Annotated in this window: 17 protein-coding genes; 4 read left to right on the forward strand and 13 right to left on the reverse strand. The window is 69.1% G+C overall.

Features of this window, described 5'->3' with window-relative positions; all coding sequences use genetic code 11:
* Positions 1–12: 12 nt before the first annotated feature.
* Together BGO15_RS12145 and dapE are read right to left on the reverse strand one after the other, a co-directional pair.
* Entirely contained in the window at positions 13–1,251 is a 1,239-nt protein-coding gene (locus tag BGO15_RS12145; protein ID WP_056207251.1) for a putative hexosyltransferase, read from the reverse strand.
* Positions 1,236–2,309 (reverse strand): succinyl-diaminopimelate desuccinylase, encoded by a 1,074-nt coding sequence (dapE, locus tag BGO15_RS12150; protein ID WP_056207253.1) that lies wholly within the window; start codon positions 2,307–2,309, stop codon positions 1,236–1,238. Before dapE ends, BGO15_RS12145 begins: the two co-directional genes overlap by 16 nt.
* A 53-nt stretch (positions 2,310–2,362) precedes the next feature.
* On the opposite strand from dapE, the gene dapD reads away from it, so the two are divergent.
* Positions 2,363–3,304 carry a 2,3,4,5-tetrahydropyridine-2,6-dicarboxylate N-succinyltransferase gene (gene dapD / locus BGO15_RS12155; protein ID WP_056207254.1) on the forward strand — a complete coding sequence of 314 codons (942 nt, stop codon included), beginning with the start codon at positions 2,363–2,365 and terminating at the stop codon, positions 3,302–3,304.
* Positions 3,305–3,404: 100 nt separating this feature from the next.
* Positions 3,405–4,247 carry a polyphosphate kinase 2 gene (gene ppk2 / locus BGO15_RS12160; protein WP_048809219.1) on the forward strand — a complete coding sequence of 281 codons (843 nt, stop codon included), beginning with the start codon at positions 3,405–3,407 and terminating at the stop codon, positions 4,245–4,247.
* Here the strand turns inward: ppk2 and ddaH are convergent.
* The 7 genes from ddaH to BGO15_RS12195 form a co-directional block, all read right to left on the reverse strand.
* Positions 4,216–4,977: a dimethylargininase gene (ddaH, locus tag BGO15_RS12165; protein WP_045246965.1), complete on the reverse strand. Its 762-nt coding sequence runs from the start codon at positions 4,975–4,977 to the stop codon at positions 4,216–4,218. The genes ppk2 and ddaH overlap by 32 nt on opposite strands.
* A 4-nt stretch (positions 4,978–4,981) precedes the next feature.
* Positions 4,982–6,277, reverse strand: coding sequence for a citrate synthase (locus tag BGO15_RS12170; RefSeq protein ID WP_048809218.1), 1,296 nt, complete (start codon positions 6,275–6,277; stop codon positions 4,982–4,984).
* A gap of 147 nt (positions 6,278–6,424) precedes the next feature.
* Positions 6,425–7,537: a succinyldiaminopimelate transaminase gene (gene dapC / locus BGO15_RS12175; RefSeq protein ID WP_056207256.1), complete on the reverse strand. Its 1,113-nt coding sequence runs from the start codon at positions 7,535–7,537 to the stop codon at positions 6,425–6,427.
* 2 nt (positions 7,538–7,539) lie between these two features.
* Positions 7,540–7,860, reverse strand: a complete 321-nt coding sequence (gene fdxA / locus BGO15_RS12180) for a ferredoxin (RefSeq protein ID WP_056207258.1) — start codon at positions 7,858–7,860, stop codon at positions 7,540–7,542.
* 13 nt (positions 7,861–7,873) lie between these two features.
* A complete protein-coding gene (locus BGO15_RS12185) occupies positions 7,874–8,266 on the reverse strand; it encodes a DUF6113 family protein (protein WP_200930856.1) in 393 nt (130 codons plus the stop codon).
* Positions 8,267–8,275: 9 nt separating this feature from the next.
* A complete protein-coding gene (locus BGO15_RS12190) occupies positions 8,276–8,590 on the reverse strand; it encodes an AzlD domain-containing protein (protein ID WP_056207260.1) in 315 nt (104 codons plus the stop codon).
* On the reverse strand, positions 8,587–9,327 hold the full coding sequence (locus BGO15_RS12195) for an AzlC family ABC transporter permease (RefSeq protein ID WP_056207262.1): 741 nt from the start codon (positions 9,325–9,327) through the stop codon (positions 8,587–8,589). The genes BGO15_RS12190 and BGO15_RS12195 overlap by 4 nt, the downstream gene beginning before the upstream one ends.
* Before the next feature lie 57 nt (positions 9,328–9,384).
* On the opposite strand from BGO15_RS12195, the gene BGO15_RS12200 reads away from it, so the two are divergent.
* Positions 9,385–9,735, forward strand: coding sequence for a DUF2200 domain-containing protein (locus BGO15_RS12200; RefSeq protein WP_045246960.1), 351 nt, complete (start codon positions 9,385–9,387; stop codon positions 9,733–9,735).
* Positions 9,736–9,753: 18 nt separating this feature from the next.
* Here the strand turns inward: BGO15_RS12200 and typA are convergent, their stop codons facing one another.
* Both typA and BGO15_RS12210 read right to left on the reverse strand, forming a co-directional pair.
* On the reverse strand, positions 9,754–11,664 hold the full coding sequence (gene typA, locus BGO15_RS12205; RefSeq protein ID WP_045246959.1) for a translational GTPase TypA: 1,911 nt from the start codon (positions 11,662–11,664) through the stop codon (positions 9,754–9,756).
* A gap of 86 nt (positions 11,665–11,750) precedes the next feature.
* The gene (locus BGO15_RS12210) at positions 11,751–13,511 is read right to left on the reverse strand and encodes an ABC transporter ATP-binding protein (RefSeq protein ID WP_056207264.1); all 1,761 of its coding nucleotides are present in this window, start codon (positions 13,509–13,511) and stop codon (positions 11,751–11,753) included.
* A gap of 77 nt (positions 13,512–13,588) precedes the next feature.
* Here BGO15_RS12210 and BGO15_RS12215 point away from each other — a divergent pair, with 77 nt between their 5' ends.
* Entirely contained in the window at positions 13,589–14,215 is a 627-nt protein-coding gene (locus BGO15_RS12215; protein WP_235557482.1) for a PH domain-containing protein, read from the forward strand.
* 5 nt (positions 14,216–14,220) lie between these two features.
* Here BGO15_RS12215 and BGO15_RS12220 read toward each other — a convergent pair whose 3' ends face one another.
* Entirely contained in the window at positions 14,221–15,231 is a 1,011-nt protein-coding gene (locus BGO15_RS12220; protein ID WP_056207267.1) for an ABC transporter permease, read from the reverse strand.
* Positions 15,231–16,766 carry an ABC transporter permease gene (locus BGO15_RS12225; protein WP_056207269.1) on the reverse strand — a complete coding sequence of 512 codons (1,536 nt, stop codon included), beginning with the start codon at positions 16,764–16,766 and terminating at the stop codon, positions 15,231–15,233. Before BGO15_RS12225 ends, BGO15_RS12220 begins: the two co-directional genes overlap by 1 nt.
* Positions 16,767–16,883 lie beyond the last annotated feature (117 nt).

Here is a 16,883-nt window from a genome sequence, read left to right on the forward strand (position 1 = left end):
GATGCCACACGGTCAGGGGATGCGCCAGAACGTGTTCGCGAGTCCGTAGACGTTGTAGATCCAGAGCCACTGCAGCGCGATGCAGACGAGGAGGACACCGACGCGCCACCACCACGCGCGCGCCACCGCGAGCGCACCCGCCGCGAGCGGGGCGACGGGGACGAGCAGGCGGAAGATGCTCGACTGCGGGAAGAACACGGCCAGAAGGTAGAGGAGGTAGCTCGCCGTCCACAGCCGCAGCTCCACCCCCATTCGCCGCACGTGCGGCTCGAACAGCAACAGCGTCGCGATGCCGACGAGAGCCAGGGCCAGCACGACGAAGCCGACGGCGGCCGGCCACCCCCATTGGGTCGACCAGAACGGCACGGCGACGGCGAATCCGTCGAACGGCGCGAAGTGCGGGCTCGCGTCCGCGATCCAGTTGCGGCGCCAGGAGAGCTCGGTGAGAAGGTACGCGTTCGGGTTTCCCGTGACCCACCCGGCGATGAACTGCCACGCGAAGCCGGCGACCACGCCCAGCGCTCCGAGGGAGAGGATGTGGGCGACGTCACGTCCCCGCAGCGGCTCGGTCCTGCGGTGCACCAGCCGCACGATGCCATGCAGGCCGAGGAACAGGGCGAAGGCCAGCACTCCCGGTCGGGTTGCGGCCATGAGGATGATGAGCGGATACACCCATCCGTATCGTCGGCGCAGCACCGCCCAGAGGGCGAGGAACAGCCAGAGGAGGAACAGAGACTCGGCATAGCCGACCTGGAACAGAGCGGCGAGCGGCCCCGATGCGAAGAAGGCGACCGCCCACATCGAGGAGGTCTCGTCGAGGCGCATCCGCGTGATCGTGAAGAGCACGATCGAGGCGAGGTAGCCGGAGATCAGCGAGATCGCGACGGCCCCCGCACCCCAGCCGCCGAGCGCCGTGCCGAGGCCCTGTGCGAGGTAGGCGTAGAGCGGCATGAACGCCCACGAGTTCTCGGTCACGAGGCCGGCGGTGTTCGTCGGCAGGTGCACCGGGTAGCCGTTGAGGGCTGTGAACCAGTACCACGCGGCATCCCACCCCACGGCGAGATCGCCGATCGTCGCGTGCGCACCGAAGCGCGACGACGCCGTCGACGCGGCCGCGGCGGCGACCATGAGAAGGGTCGTGACGACACGCGCGAGCAGGTAGATGACGGCGATCCGCACGAACGGCGGGAGCCCCCGCCAGGTGGTGCGCGCAGCGACAACCCGCGGGTGGTCGATCAGACGCTCAGCCATGCCCGCAGTCCGCGCTCGACGTCGTGGATCTGCCCAAGGGGGACGCGCTCCTGGTCGTGATGGGCGAGGCTCGGGTCGCCCGGACCGTAGTTGACGGCGGGCACGCCGAGCGCCGAGAAGCGGGCGACATCCGTCCATCCGTACTTGGGGCGAGGGTCGGCCCCGACGGCGGCGAGGAACTCCTGAGCGAGAGGGGCGTCGAGCCCGGGCCGGGCGCCCGGGGCGCTGTCGACGACCTCGACGTCGAAGCCGGCGCACACCTCGCGCACGTGCGCCTCTGCCTGTGCGACGCTCTTGCTCGGCGCGAAGCGGTAGTTGACCTCGACGACGCACTCGTCGGGGATGACATTGCCGGCGATCCCGCCGTGGATGCGCACCGCGTTCAACCCCTCGCGGTACTCCAGTCCCTCGACCGCCACGGTGCGCGGGCGGTACTCGGCGAGGCGGGTGAGAATGGGCGCCGCCGCGTGGATCGCATTCTCCCCCACCCAGGCTCGGGCGCTGTGCGCGCGCACGCCGTGCGTGCGCACGAGGGCGCGGAGGTTGCCGTTGCAGCCGCCCTCGACCGTGCCGTTGGACGGCTCGCCGAGGATCGCGAAGTCGCCCTGGAACAGATCGGGGCGCGTGCGGGCGAGACGCGTGAGCCCGTTGAGCTCGGCGTCGACCTCCTCGTGGTCGTACCACATCCACGTGATGTCGACACGGGGGTCGACCAGTTCGGCGGCGAGTCGCAGCTGCACCGCGACACCCGCCTTCATGTCCACGGTGCCGCGCCCCCAGAGGTAGGGCTCGCCGTCGACGTCGATGTCACGGGTCGGCAGGTTCTCGTTGATCGGCACCGTGTCGATGTGACCGGCGATCACCACACGCTGCGCGCGACCGAGCTGCGTGCGCGCCACGATCGTGTCGCCGTCGCGGTAGACCTCGAGGTGCGCGAGCGGGGCGAGGGCCTCGGCGATCGCATCGGCGAGGGTGGTCTCCTCGCCGGACACGCTCGGGATGTCGCAGATCGCCCGCGTGAGGGCGACCGCATCTGCGGTCAGGTCGAGGGACGGCATGAGGCCAGCCTAATCGGCGGTCGCGGCCCTGCCGCGCCGATAGCCTGGAGCACATGAGCGATGAGCGATGGGTGTCCGGACACGGCCTGCAGACGACGGCGGATGACGGCACGGTGCTCGATGCGTGGTACCCGTCGCCCGCGTCGGGTCGGCTCACCGGCACGGGTCTGAGCGACCTCGACGCCCTCGCCGGCGCCGACGACCGCCGCGGGGTGCGCATCGACGTCGTGTCGGTCGAGATCGACCTCGACGCCCCCGTCGCCTCCACCGCGGACGCTTACCTACGGTTGCACGCGCTCTCGCACCGACTGGTGCAGCCGAACGGGGTGAACCTCGACGGCATCTTCGTCCACCTCCCCAACGTCGCGTGGACGAACGCCGGGCCGATGCATCCCGATGCCGTCACGGCGCGCCGGGCGCACCTCGTGCGTGCGGGCATCCAGCTCGCGGGCCTCGACAAGTTCCCGCGCCTGCTCGACTACGTCACCCCGCCGGGCGTGCGCATCGCCGACGCGTCGCGCGTGCGTCTCGGCGCCTATCTCTCCCCCGGCACGACGGTGATGCACGAGGGCTTCGTGAACTTCAACGCCGGCACGCTCGGCAGCTCGATGGTCGAAGGCCGCATCTCGCAGGGCGTCGTCGTCGGCGACGGCAGCGACATCGGCGGCGGCGCGTCGATCATGGGAACCCTCTCGGGCGGCGGCACGCATCGCGTCTCGATCGGTGCACGCACGCTGCTCGGCGCCAACTCGGGCATCGGCATCTCACTCGGCGATGACTGCGTGGTCGAGGCGGGTCTCTACGTCACGGCGGGCACGAAGATCGTGCTGGCCGACGAGCCGGCGGATGCCGCGGGGGCACGCCCCGTCGTGAAGGGCGCGCAGCTGTCGGGCAGCGACGGGGTGCTCTTCCGGCGCAACTCCGTCACCGGCGCGGTCGAGGCCGTGCGGCGCACCGGCGTCGGCGTGACGCTCAACGCGATCCTGCACGCCTGAGGGGCGCATTCTCCCGGCGGGCGCTCCCGCGGCGAGGTCGCGACGCGGCGAGGTCGCGACGCGGCGTAGGGTCGCCTCATCCGCACCGAGGAGGCCGAGGATGAGCGCATCGCTGCCGAAGAAGCTGTACCGCACCGAGCTCGCGCGCCTGCAGGCCCAGCTCGTCGACCTCGAGGCGTGGGTGCAGCACACCGGCGCCCGCATCGTGGTGATCTTCGAGGGCCGGGATGCCGCAGGCAAGGGGTCGACCATCAAACGCGTCGCCGAATATCTCAACCCTCGCGTCACCCGCATCGTCGCTCTCCCGACGCCCACCGAGCGGCAGCGCACCGAGTGGTACTTCCAGCGCTACATCGCCCACCTCCCCGCCGCGGGCGAGATCGTGCTCATGGACCGCTCCTGGTACAACCGCGCGGGCGTCGAGCGGGTGATGGGCTACTGCACGGATGCCGAGTACCACCGCTTCCTGCAGCAGGCTCCGATCTTCGAACGCATGCTGGTCGACGACGGCATCCGGCTCCTGAAGTACTGGTTCAGCGTGTCCGACGTCGAGCAGGAGCGTCGCTTCCGCTCGCGGGCGAACGATCCGATGCGGCGGTGGAAGCTCAGCCCCAACGACCTGCTGTCGATCACCCGCTGGGAGGACTACTCCCGCGCGAAGGACACCATGTTCGTGCACACCGACATCGCCGAGGCGCCGTGGTTCGAGGTCGACAACGAGGACAAGCGGCGCGGGCGGATCAACATGATCACCCATCTGCTCACCCGCATCCCGTACGAGCGCATCGATCCGTCACCGGTCGAGGTGCCCCCTCGCCCCGCATCAGGCGGGTACGTGCGCCCGCTGCGCGATGAGACCGGGCTCGTACCCGACTACGCGGCGGCACTCGAGGCGCATCACCACGCGCACGTCAGTCGCGCAGCCGCACCGACAGACAGGTGACGCATCCCTCGAGCTTCTCGAACTCGCTGATCGGCACCGTGACGACGTCGAGTCCGCGCCCGCGCCAGAGCTCGGCGGTGCGGGGCGCATCCGCCGACATGAGCACGGTGCGCTCGTCGAGCACCACGACAGCGGTGCCGTGCTCCTCGGGCACCGCCGCGAACGCGGCGTAGCCCTCGCGGTCGTCGACGAGGGGTTCGTAGCCGACGATCGTGCCGTCGGGAAGTGCAGTGACCCCCGATTTCAGGTGCAGCACCCGCTCGACCGGGCGCGTGACGACCGTCCATCCACGCGCATCGAGCAGGGCAGCGAGCTGGGCGATACCGGCGGCGTTCGTGCGGGAGGACGCACCGACGTAGACCGTGCGTCCGACCTTCAGCACGTCGCCCCCGTCGAGGGTGCCCGGTTCGACGATCTCGACCGTCTCCAGACCGGATGCCGCCACCACCCGTGCGATCGTGTCCCGCTCCCCGCGGCGCGAGACGGCGCCCGCCCGGGCGAGCACGGCGAGGTCGCCGAAGACGATGACCGCATCCTCCACGAATACGCCGTCGGGCTGATCGTCGGCGGCCTCGGCCTCGAGGATCTCCCATCCGCGCGAGCGGAACGCCTCGACGTAACCGTCCCACTGCGCACGGGCCAACGCGGCATCGACCGGCACGCGGTCGAGGTGGGTCAGCTCGCCGTCGGCCAGACGGCTCGACGGCGGACGGACGATGAGACGCGGCATCCGGTCAGACGCCCGGGTACGACCGCTCCGGCGAGCCCGTGTAGAGCTGCTGCGGGCGACCGATCTTGGTCTGCGGGTCGGTGTTCATCTCGCGCCAGTGGGCGAGCCAGCCGGGCAGGCGGCCGATCGCGAACAGCACGGTGAACATGCGGGTCGGGAAACCCATCGCCTTGTAGATGACGCCGGTGTAGAAGTCGACGTTCGGGTACAGGCGACGCTCCTTGAAGTAGTCGTCGCTCAGCGCGATCTCCTCGAGCTGCTTCGCGAGGTCGAGGAGCGGGTCGTTGACGCCGAGCGCCTGCAGCACCTCGTCCGCCGACTCCTTGACGAGCTTCGCCCGCGGGTCGTAGTTCTTGTAGACGCGGTGCCCGAAGCCCATGAGCTTCACACCGTCCTCCTTGTTCTTGACCCGCTCGACGAAGCGCTCGACGCTCTCGCCGGAGTCGCGGATCTGGCCGAGCATCTTCAGCACGGCCTCGTTAGCGCCGCCGTGCAGTGGGCCGTACAGCGCGTTGATGCCGGCCGAGATCGAGGAGAACTGGTTCGCGCCGGTCGAGCCGACGAGCCGCACCGTCGAGGTCGAGGCGTTCTGCTCGTGGTCCTCGTGCAGGATCAGCAGGCGCTCGAGCGCGCGGGTCACAACGGGATCGATGTCGTACAGCTCGCTCAGCACGCCGAAGTTGAGCTTCAAGAAGTTGTCGACGAACCCGAGGGCGTTGTCGGGGTAGAGGAACGCCTGGCCGACGCTCTTCTTGTGGGCGTACGCCGCGATCACGGGGAGCTTGGCGAGCAGGCGGATGGTGTTCAGCTCGACGTGCTCGGGGTTGTGCGGGTCGGACTCGTTCTCGTAGTACGTCGAGAGGGCCGCGGTCGCCGCCGACAGCACGGACATCGGGTGCGCCGTGTGCGGAAGCGCCGAGAAGAAGCGCTTCAGGTCTTCGTGGAGGAGGGTGTGACGGCGGATGCGTCCGTCGAACTCCTCGAGCTCCGCCGCGGTCGGCAGCTCGCCGTAGATGAGCAGCCAGGCCACCTCGAGATACGTGGAGTGCTGGGCGAGCTGCTCGATCGGGTACCCGCGGTACCGCAGGATGCCCGCATCGCCGTCGATGTAGGTGATCGCGGACTTGGTGGCCGCGGTGTTGACGAAGCCGTAGTCGAGGGCGGTGTGACCGGTCTGACGGGTCAGACTCGACACGTCGATGCTCGGGTAGCCGTCGGTACCCGTCAGCACGGGGAATTCCGCCGTGCGCTCACCGACCGTGAGGGTCGCCTTCAGCTGCTGCGTGTCTTCGTCGCTCACCGCGCCTCCTCGTGAGGGAAATCGTCGAGGTCGTTGCCGCCGAGCGGCAGGATGCGCATCGGGTCCTCGATGCACGCCGACTACAGCCTAGCCGGGCGGGGAGGGTACTCCGTTACCGCACAAAGGTCCGGGCGATCGTGTGGAGGATCACGACGAAGACGCCCGCAGACGGCTCGCTGCGGCCGCGATCCGCTCGTCGGTGGCCGTGAGCGAGAACCGCACATGCTGCGGGAAATGCGGGCCGTAGAAGTGTCCCGGACCCACCAGGATCCCGACCTCCGCGAGGCGCCCGAGGCTCTCCCACGCGTCACGTCCCTCGGTCGCCCAGAGGTACAGACCGGCCTCGCTGCCGTCGATGCGGAACCCCGCGGCCTCGATGGCCGGCTTCAGGATGTCGCGTCGCACCCGGTAGCGATGCTTCTGCTCGGCCACGTGCGCGTCGTCGCCGAGGGCCGCCGCCATCGCCCGCTGCACGGGCGCGGGCACGAGCAGACCGAGGTGCTTGCGGGCGGTCACGAGGCGGGCGACCACGTCCGCGTCGCCCGCGAGGAAAGCCGCGCGATAGCCCGCGAGATTCGACTGCTTGCTGAGCGAGTAGACCGACAGCACGCCCTCGAACCCGCCGCCCGTCACCGACGGATCGAGCACGGACGGCACCGGTTCGCTCGCCCACCGGCCGTCCCAGCCGAGCTCCGCGTAGCACTCGTCGCCGACCAGCAGCGCACCGAGCTCACGGGCGCGCAGGTAGGCCGCGCGAAGGGCGGCCGCATCCCACACGCGACCATCGGGGTTGCCGGGCGAGTTCACCCACACCAGTCGGGTGCCCGCAGGCCATTCCGAGGGATCATCGCTCGCCACGGCGGTCGCGCCGACCAGGCGTGCACCGACCTCGTACGTCGGGTACGCCGCCTGCGGATGGACGACGACGTCGCCCGATTGGAGGCCGAGCAGCAGCGGCAGCAGAGCGACCAGCTCCTTCGAGCCGATCGTGGGGAGCACCTGCGAGACATCCAGCCCGGGGACGCCGCGGCGTCGCGCAAACCAGTCGACGATCGCGTCGCGCAGCGGCGCCGTGCCGATCGTCTGCGGATAGCCGTGAGCGTCGGTCGCGTCGGCGAGCGCACGGGCGACGACCTCGGGCGTCGCGTCGACGGGAGACCCGACCGAGAGGTCGACGATGCCATCGGGATGCCGCCGGGCGGTCTCGGCGAACGGGATCACCGCGTCCCACGGGTAGTCGGCGAGGTCGGCGACCCCCACGGTCAGTGCCCCTGCGGCGGAAGGGCGGCGATGATCGGGTGGTCCTTCGGGATCACGCCGACCTTCGCGGCGCCGCCCGGCGAACCGATCTCGTCGAAGAACTCGACGTTCGCCTTGTAGTAGTCCTGCCACTCTTCGGGGAGGTCGTCTTCGTAGTAGATCGCCTCCACCGGGCAGACGGGCTCGCACGCGCCGCAGTCGACGCACTCGTCGGGGTGGATGTAGAGCGAACGCTCCCCCTCGTAGATGCAGTCAACGGGGCACTCGTCGATGCAGGCACGATCCTTCACATCGACGCACGGGAGGGCGATCACATACGTCACCCGTCCAGTGTAGTCAGGGGTGCGTGACCGGCTGCCGAGCGCGCCGAGCCCGGGAGAGCTCCGGCCAGGCGACGATGACGGCGGCCACGAGCGGCACCACGATCATCCAGACGTTCGCCAGCACGGGATGCAGCTGACTGAAGATGATCGATCCTCCCGCCGACGTCTGGGCCAGCACCCAGGTCGCCCCCATCATGCCCAGGGCGGCCGCGAGCACCGTCCACCGGTCACCCGACAGCAGCCGGAGCGCGAGCAGCAGCGCCGTGGAGCCGATGAGTGCGACGATGAGCCCGAGCGGCAGCCAGCCTCCGACGACGATCGAATGCGCGAACGCACCCGCCGCACCGTAGAACAGCCCGATCGCAAGGGCGAGCACGTATGCGCCGAGGCGCTGCAGCAGGGTCACGCCTCGATGCTACGCGGCCCACCCGAGTGCCCGCAGCGCGGCCGCCACGACGGCCGCCACCACCACCACGACGAGGAAGGGCGCCCGCAGGGCCAACAGCCCTGCCGCGACCAGCACGGCCGGAAGACGCGCATCCACGTGCAGGGCCTGCCCGCTGGCGAACGTCTGCACACCGACGAGCGCCGCCAGCAACGCGACCGTGAGAAGGTCCGCGATGCGCAACGGCCGGGGCGCCTCGAGGAGCGACGGCGGCACGAGATAGCCCACGACCTTGAGGGCGAGGCACAGCACGGCGGCCAGCAGCAGGGCGCTCCAGAGGGTCATCGCACGGCCTCCCCCGCGGATGCACCCGGCCCGCGCCCGCGAGCGCGCCGGCCGCCGATGTCGAACCAGCCGACGACGAGGGCGACGACCGCGGCGAGGATCACGGGCAGCCCCGGCAGAAGCGCCGGCGTGAGCACGACCGCCACAACGGCCGCGGCGATCCCCACGGCGATGGGCTGCGCACCGCGCAGTCGCGGCCACAACAGCGCGAGGAACGCCGCGGCGGCCGCCGCATCCAGCCCCCAGGCACGCGGATCACCCAGCACGTCGCCGAACAGGGCGCCCAGCAGAGTCGACAGGTTCCAGCCGACGTAGATGCCCACTCCCGTCACCCAGAACCCCACGCGGCGCGCCCGCGGCGCATCCTGAGCGAGAGCGACCGCCGTCGACTCGTCGATCGTGAACGGCGCCGCAGCGAGACGTCGACGCAGCGGCCCCCCGATGACGGGAGCCATGCGCATGCCATAGGCGATGTTGCGCACGCCCAGTAGTGCGGAAGAAGCGATCGCGGCGGGCGCCGCGGCGAGCCCGCCGGCGGCGATCACGCCGATGAACGCGAACTGCGACCCTCCGGTGAACATGAGCAGGCTCAGCACGCACGTCTGCCAGATGTCGAGTCCCGATGCCGTCGCGAGCGCTCCGAACGAGACGCCGTACGCGCTCGTGGCGAGTGCGACCGCGAGCCCCTGCCGCCATGCGCGCCGATGCTCGAGCGCGGATGCATCGGGGTCGGGCACCCGCCGAGCCTATCGGCGCGGGTGCGCGCAGCCGGGCATACAGCTACCCTTCCCGACATGGAGCACCGGATCTTCGATACCACTGTCGCGTCGGTCTACCCCTTGTATCAGGCGAAGCTCGAACGGAAGGGACGCACCCGGGAGGAGCTCGATGCCGTCACGACCTGGTTGACCGGATTCGACGACGACGCCCTCGCAACTCGACTGACCGGAGGCGCCACATTCCGCGAGTTCTTCGACGACGCCCGGCTGCCCGACGAGGTCGAACTCATCACCGGAGTCGTGTGCGGCGTTCGCGTCGAGACGATCGAGGACCCCCTTATGCAGAAGATCCGGTACCTCGACAAGCTCGTCGACGAGCTCGCCCGCGGAAAGGCGCTCGAGAAGGTGCTGCGGTCCGCATCCTGAGACGCGGACCGCACCGACTCACGCGTTCGCGTCCTGGCGCTTCAGACGTGCGGTGGCACGACCGCGCTCGGTCGCGTCCAGCACGACCTTGCGGATGCGCACCTTCTCGGGGGTGACCTCGACGCATTCGTCGTCGCGGGCGAACTCGAGGCTCTCCTCGAGGGAGAGCGTGCGCGGCGGCGTCATCGACTCGAACGTGTCGGCCGTGGAGGAGCGCATGTTGGTGAGCTTCTTCTCCTTGGTGATGTTGACGTCCATGTCGTCGCTGCGCGAGTTCTCGCCGATGACCATGCCCTCGTAGACCTCGTCCTGCGGCAGCACGAAGAAGCTCATGCGCTCCTGCAGCGCGATGATCGCGAACGGCGTGACGACGCCCGCACGGTCGGCGACGATCGAGCCGTTCTGACGCGTCACGATGTGACCCGCCCACGGCTCGTAGCCGTGCGAGATCGCGTTGGCGATGCCCGTGCCGCGGGTCGTCGTCAGGAACTCGGTGCGGAATCCGATCAGGCCGCGGGACGGCACGACGAACTCCATGCGCACCCACCCGGTGCCGTGGTTCGTCATCGTCTCCATGCGTCCCTTGCGGGCCGCGAGAAGCTGCGTGATCGCGCCGAGGTACTCCTCCGGCGCGTCGATCGTGAGGTGCTCGAACGGCTCGTGCACCGTGCCGTCGATCTTGCGCGTGACCACCTGAGGCTTGCCCACCGTGAGCTCGAAGCCCTCGCGACGCATGTTCTCCACGAGGATCGCGAGCGCGAGCTCGCCGCGGCCCTGCACCTCCCAGGCATCCGGCCGGCCGATGTCGACGACCTTGAGCGACACGTTTCCGATGAGCTCGCGGTCGAGGCGGTCCTTCACCATGCGTGCCGTGAGCTTGTGGCCCTTCACCTTGCCGACGAGGGGCGAGGTGTTGGTGCCGATCGTCATCGAGATGGCGGGGTCATCGACCGTGATGGCCGGCAGCGGGCGCACATCTTCGGGATCGGCGATCGTCTCTCCGATCGTGATCTCCTCGATGCCCGCGATCGCGACGATGTCACCGGGGCCGGCGGACTCCGCCGGGAAGCGCTCGAGCGCCTTCGTCTTCAGCAGCTCGGTGATGCGGGCGTTGGAGTGCGTGCCGTCGTGACGGACCCAGGCGACCGTCTGACCCTTCTTCAGCGTGCCGTTGAACACGCGCAGCAGCGCGAGACGGCCGAGGAACGGGCTCGAGTCGAGGTTGGTGACCCACGCCTGCAGCGGCGCCTCGTCGTCGTACGACGGCGCCGGCACGTGCTCGAGGATCGCGGCGAACAGGGGCTCGAGGTCGTCGTTGTCGGGAAGCTCGCCGTTGGCGGGACGATTCTGGGATGCCGCACCCGCACGACCCGACGCGTAGACCACCGGCACGTCCAGCAGTGCGTCGACATCGAGATCGGGCACATCGTCGACGAGGTCGCTCGCGAGTCCGAGGAGAAGGTCGTGACTCTCCTCCTCCACCTCGGCGATGCGGGCATCGGGACGGTCGGTCTTGTTGACGAGCAGGATGACCGGAAGCTTCGCCTCGAGGGCCTTGCGCAGCACGAAGCGCGTCTGGGGCAGCGGTCCCTCACTCGCATCGACCAGCAGCACCACGCCGTCGACCATCGACAGTCCGCGCTCGACCTCACCGCCGAAGTCGGCGTGGCCGGGGGTGTCGATCACGTTGATCGTGACCGGCTCTTCGGTGTGGATGCCGTTGTAAGTGATCGCGGTGTTCTTCGCGAGGATGGTGATGCCCTTCTCGCGCTCGAGGTCGTTCGAGTCCATCGCGCGCTCTTCGACGTGCGCGTGCTCGCCGAAAGATCCGGTCTGACGGAGCATCGCGTCCACGAGCGTCGTCTTGCCGTGGTCGACGTGCGCGACGATGGCCACGTTGCGGAGGTCGGGACGGAGGGCGTGCGCCATGAAGGGTTCCTTGCGAAGAGGGGGACGGCCCGGATCCGGACCGCCCCCCATCCTACCGTCTGGCGGCTCCACGCCGCCTGAGGCGCTTAGGACGCGTCCGGGTTGTCGAGGCCGAGGGCTGCGAGACGAAGCTCCCGACGCGCGTGCTGCACCTCGGGGTCGGGAACCGGCACCGCGGCCAGGAGGCGCTGCGTGTACGCCTCCTGCGGGTAGCGCAGGATCTGCTCACGGGTGCCGACCTCGACGATCTCGCCCCGACGCATCACCGCGATGCGGTCGGCGAGGGCGTCGATGACAGCCAGGTCGTGCGTGACGAAGAGGCACGCGAAGCCCTTCTCGCGCTGCAGCTCGCGCAGCAGCTCGAGCACCGTCGCCTGCACCGAGACATCCAGCGCACTGGTCGGCTCGTCGGCGACCAGCAGCTTCGGGTCGAGCGCGAGGGCGCGCGCGATGCCCACGCGCTGCTTCTGACCGCCCGAGAGCTCGTGCGGGAACCGGGACGAGTAGGCCAGCGGCAGTCGCACCGAGTCGAGGAGCTGCGACACACGTGTGTCGAGAGCCTTGCCCTTGAGACCCTGCGAGAGTCGGATCGGCTCGGCGATGGAGTCGCCGATCGTCATTCGCGGATTGAGCGAGCTCGACGGGTCCTGGAACACGATGCCCACGTTGTGGTGCACCTTGCGGATCGCGTCGCGGGTGGGCGTGGAGAGGTCGACTCCGGTGACAGTCAACCGCCCGGAGTGCACCGGGAGCAGGCCGATCGTGGCACGGCCGATCGTGGTCTTCCCGGAGCCCGACTCACCCACGAGACCCAGCACCTCGCCCTGGCGGATCTCGAGCGAGATCTTGTCGGCGGCGCGGAAGGCAGGAACGCGGCCGCGCTTCGGGTACTCGATCGCGACATCCTCGAACTTCACGACGACAGCGCGCTCGACAAGCGGGTCGGCGGCCGCGGCATCCGCGTCGATATCGCCGGCGTCGACATCCTCGAGGGTTGCCGTGATGTCGATGGCCTCCGATGCGCTCGAGCCTTCACCCAGACGCGGCACCGCGTCGAGGAGTGCCTGCGTGTACGGATGCTTCGGGGCCGCGAAGACCTCGGCGACCGTGCCGGTCTCGACGACGTCGCCCGAGCGCATCACGATCATGCGGTCGGCCATGTCGGCGACGACTCCCATGTCGTGGGTGATGAGCAGGATCGCGGTGCCCAGGCGCTCCTGCAGCGACCGCATGAGCTCGAGGATCTCCGCCTGCACCGTCACGTCGAGAGCCGTCGTCGGCTCGTCCGCGATGAGCAGCACCGGGTCGCACGAGATCGACTGGGCGATCATGGCGCGCTGGCGCTGACCGCCGGAGAGCTGGTGGGGGTACGAGGCGAAGGCCTTCTCGGGGTCGGGGAGCTCGACGAGGGTGAGCAGCTCGACAGCGCGGGTGCGGGCCTCCGACGGCGACAGGTGGAAGTGCTGGCGCAGCGTCTCGACGATCTGCGAGCCGACGGTGAGAACCGGGTTCAGCGCCGTCATCGGCTCCTGGAAGATCATCGCGACCTGACGCCCGCGCACCTGCTGCAGCTGGCTGGGGCGCAGCCCCACGATCTCGCGGCCGCGCAGCTTCGCGCTTCCCGCCACTCGAGAGTTGTTGGGCAGGAGGCCGAGCAGCGCCATCGAGCTCACGCTCTTGCCGGAGCCGGACTCGCCGACGATGGCGAGCACCTCTCCGGTGGCGACCTTGTACGAGACCTTCTTGGCCGCGGGCACCCAGACCCCGTCGACGCCGAAGTCCACCGAGAGGTCGTTGACCTCGAGGACCACCTCGCCGGGGGTGAAGCTGTGCGTCGTGGCGTTCATGATGCGGATCCTTCCGGGATCTCGGTGGCGTCGTGGCGACCCGGTTCGGTCGCCGACGCGGATGGGAGGATGAAGCTGTGGATGAGCGCGACACCCTGGTATTCCGACCGACCACGAGCATCGTGCTGTCGGTGAGCGGCTGGGCCCTCATCGGACTGGGAGGGGCGACAGCCGTCGGCTACGCGATCGCGCTCGGGGAGCCCCATCGCCTGTGGGCGCTCGTGCCGGTCGCGCTGCTCGCGCTGCTGGTGTGGGAACTCTTCTGGCGCCCGCGGGTGGTCGTGACGGACGCGGATGTCACCCTCGTGAACCCGTTCCACACCGTGACGGTCGCCTGGAGCAGCCTGATCGATGTCGACACGCGCTTCGCGCTGACCCTCGTCACCCCGCAGCGTCGCTACCGCGCCGCAGCCGCTCCGGCGCCGGGACCCCTCACGCGTCCGATCACCGGCGCCGCCAGCGCCCACCCGGCGATCGGACCGGCCGATCGCGACGGCGGACGACGCGCGTCGTCGGCGCTCGGGACCGACTCGGGCGACCTCGCGGCGATCGTGCGCGACCGCTGGATGCGCCTGGCCGAAGCGGAACGGATCCCGCTCGGCCGGGCCGACGCACAGCGCGCGCGAGTACGCATTCACCTGGCGAGCCTGGCGACCGTCGTGGCGCTGCTCACCGCGAGCCTGCCCGCGATCGCTCTGGCCTGAACGGATCACCTCAGCTCGACCTCGGCCTCGACCTCGGCGGGCACGTCCTGCACCGGGGCCTCCTTGGTGCGACGCCGCGAGAACCGACGGCTGCGCGGGTCGAAGGCCTCCCGCAGGGCATCGCCGAAGATGTTCGCCGACAGCGCGAGCGCCACGATGAAGAACGCCGGCCACCAGAACAGCCACGGCCGCACCGCGAACGCCGACTGGTTCGCCCCGATGAGCAGACCGAGCGATACATCAGGAGAGCGGATGCCGTAGCCGAGCAGCGAGATCGCCGACTCGAGCAGGATGGCGGCCGCGGCCAGCAGCGACGCCGAGACGATGATGACACCGGTCGCGTTGGGCAGGATGTGACGGAAGATGATGCGGGCGTCGGATGCCCCGGCAACCCGAGCCGCCTCGACGAACTCGCGCTCGCGCAGCGAGAGGAACTCACCGCGCACGAGACGGGCGATGACCATCCAGCTCACGGCGCCGAGCATGACGCCGAGGATCCACACGCCGACAGCGCCCGCGTAGTTTCCGACGACCGCGGCGAGCACGATGGCGGGGATGACGATGAAGACATCCGTGATGCGCATGAGCACCGCGTCGACCCAGCCGCGGTAGTAACCCGCGATGGCGCCGACGATCACGCCGAGCACGACAGCGATGCCGGTGATGAGGATCATCACGACGAACGAGTTCTGGATGCCGCGCATCACCATCGCGAAGTAGTCGCGACCGATGCGGTCCTGTCCGAACGGGTGGTCACCGAGCGAGAAGGGCCACAGCTGGAGAGTCGGGGCACCGTCGACGGCGATGTTCGGATCCGGATCCGTGTAGTTCCACTTCCACCACCCGTGGATCGGACCGATCCCGATGGCGGTCGTGGCGAACACGACGATCGCGAGCAGCACGATCAGGGAAACGACACCGGCAGGGTTTCCCAGGAATCGCCGCAGGATCAGGCGGCCCTGGCTGACAGAGCGGTGGTCGACGGTGTCGACGGAGCTGGGCAGAGAGGTGGACATCAGCGGACCCTCACTCTCGGGTCGAGTGCCGCGTAACTGAGATCGGCGAGGAAGTTGAACAGGATGGCCATGAACGCGATCACGAGGAAGTAGCCCATGACGGGGTACACGTCACCTCGGCCGAGCGAGTTCTGGAAGAGCGCGCCCATGCCTGGGATACCGAAGATGTACTCGGTGATGATCGCGCCACCGAGCAGGGCGCCGAGGTCGGTCGCAACGAGCGTCGTGATCGGGATGAGCACGTTGCGGAAGGCGTGGCGCACCACGACGACCCGCTCGGGCATGCCCTTCGCGCGGGCGGTGCGGACGTAGTCCTGCCCGAGCACCTCGATCATTCCGGCGCGCGCGTAGCGCGTGTAACCCGCGAACGAGATCGTCAGCAGCGAGACCGTGGGCAGCAGCAGGTGGAAGAAGGTGTCCAGCGCGGAACGCCACATGTTGCCGGGGTCGTATCCGGGAGTAGACGACCCGACCGTCGCGATCGGACGCCCGTTCATGTCGAACATGTAGCCCGGGAACGACTGCATGAGTCGGTCGATGATGATCAGGAACCCGATGAAGAACGCCACCAGGATGCCGATGCGGATGTTCTGACCACGGTCGTCGCCGCCCACGAGGAAGCCGACGAGAGCGCCGACGACGAGAGCGGCGATGGCCAGGATCGCGATCGTGCCGACCGTGGAGACATCCAGCAGCGGCTGCACGGCGAAGTACGACGCGATGCCGATGACCGCCACGATGCCGGCCGTGATGAGTCCGCGGCGGTTGTAGATGCCGGCCAGGATCGCCGCGACCGCGGCAGCGATGCCGAGGCTCAGCACGATGATGCCGACCGGTCCGATGGCGGGCTGGGCGAACCAATCGGTTGCGCTCATGTAGATCAGGAGACCCGCCGAGACCACGAAGGCGGAGGCGGTCGTGATGATGCGTCGCCGCATCTCGCCGCCGACGACCGCCTGGATGATCAGCGCGAGCACGAGACCGATCACGATCGAGAGCCAGATCGGCACCTCTGGTGAAGCGAGGAAGTTATTGTACCCGATCGCGACGAAGCTCTTGAGCATCGTTGCCGCAAGGAACGACGGGAGCGAGTACAGGAACAGGCTGATGACGGTGAACGTGATGTCGAAGCCGCTGTTTTCACGGATGGCCGACAGGATGCCGGTCGCGATGCCGAACAGGATCGCGAGGATGAGTGCCGCGGTGACCATCTGCACGGTCGAGAGCATGGCTGTCGGCAGCAGGTCGGTGACCTGCGCCCCCTGGAACGTCTGGCCGAGGCTGCACTGCCCGGCGAAGGGGACGAGGCATTTGGCGGCCCCGCCGATCCAGATGAACCACCGCAGCGGCGGCGGGACATCCAGGTTGCCGATCTGGATGCGCGCCTGGATCAACTGCTCCTTGTTGGGCAGGATCGAGGTGCGCAGGTCTTCAAGGGGATCGGTGGACAGCGCCACCAGGTTGAACATCACGAACGACGCCGCGACGAGAATCAGAACGGATACGCCGATTCTTCTGAGGATGAATCCGACCAAGGTGTGTTTTTTCCTCGCTCACGCGCGGAGCTCACCGGGATCTTCCGGCTCACCCCGCGTCGGTGATCACTGACAGAAGTTGGGGGTGGCGCCCTGTTCGGACGCCACCCCCAGCAT

This window comes from Microbacterium sp. 71-23 (assembly GCF_001897265.1).
Lineage (GTDB): Bacteria > Actinomycetota > Actinomycetes > Actinomycetales > Microbacteriaceae > Microbacterium > Microbacterium ginsengisoli.

Coding starts and splice junctions, on each gene's coding strand:
- BGO15_RS12145 (WP_056207251.1), bottom strand. CDS start 1,251: ATGGCTGAGCGTCTGATCGACCACCCGCGGGTTGTCGCTGCGCGCACC.
- dapE (WP_056207253.1), bottom strand. CDS start 2,309: ATGCCGTCCCTCGACCTGACCGCAGATGCGGTCGCCCTCACGCGGGCG.
- dapD (WP_056207254.1), top strand. CDS start 2,363: ATGAGCGATGAGCGATGGGTGTCCGGACACGGCCTGCAGACGACGGCG.
- ppk2 (WP_048809219.1), top strand. CDS start 3,405: ATGAGCGCATCGCTGCCGAAGAAGCTGTACCGCACCGAGCTCGCGCGC.
- ddaH (WP_045246965.1), bottom strand. CDS start 4,977: ATGCCGCGTCTCATCGTCCGTCCGCCGTCGAGCCGTCTGGCCGACGGC.
- BGO15_RS12190 (WP_056207260.1), bottom strand. CDS start 8,590: ATGACCCTCTGGAGCGCCCTGCTGCTGGCCGCCGTGCTGTGCCTCGCC.
- BGO15_RS12200 (WP_045246960.1), top strand. CDS start 9,385: ATGGAGCACCGGATCTTCGATACCACTGTCGCGTCGGTCTACCCCTTG.
- typA (WP_045246959.1), bottom strand. CDS start 11,664: ATGGCGCACGCCCTCCGTCCCGACCTCCGCAACGTGGCCATCGTCGCG.
- BGO15_RS12210 (WP_056207264.1), bottom strand. CDS start 13,511: ATGAACGCCACGACGCACAGCTTCACCCCCGGCGAGGTGGTCCTCGAG.
- BGO15_RS12220 (WP_056207267.1), bottom strand. CDS start 15,231: ATGTCCACCTCTCTGCCCAGCTCCGTCGACACCGTCGACCACCGCTCT.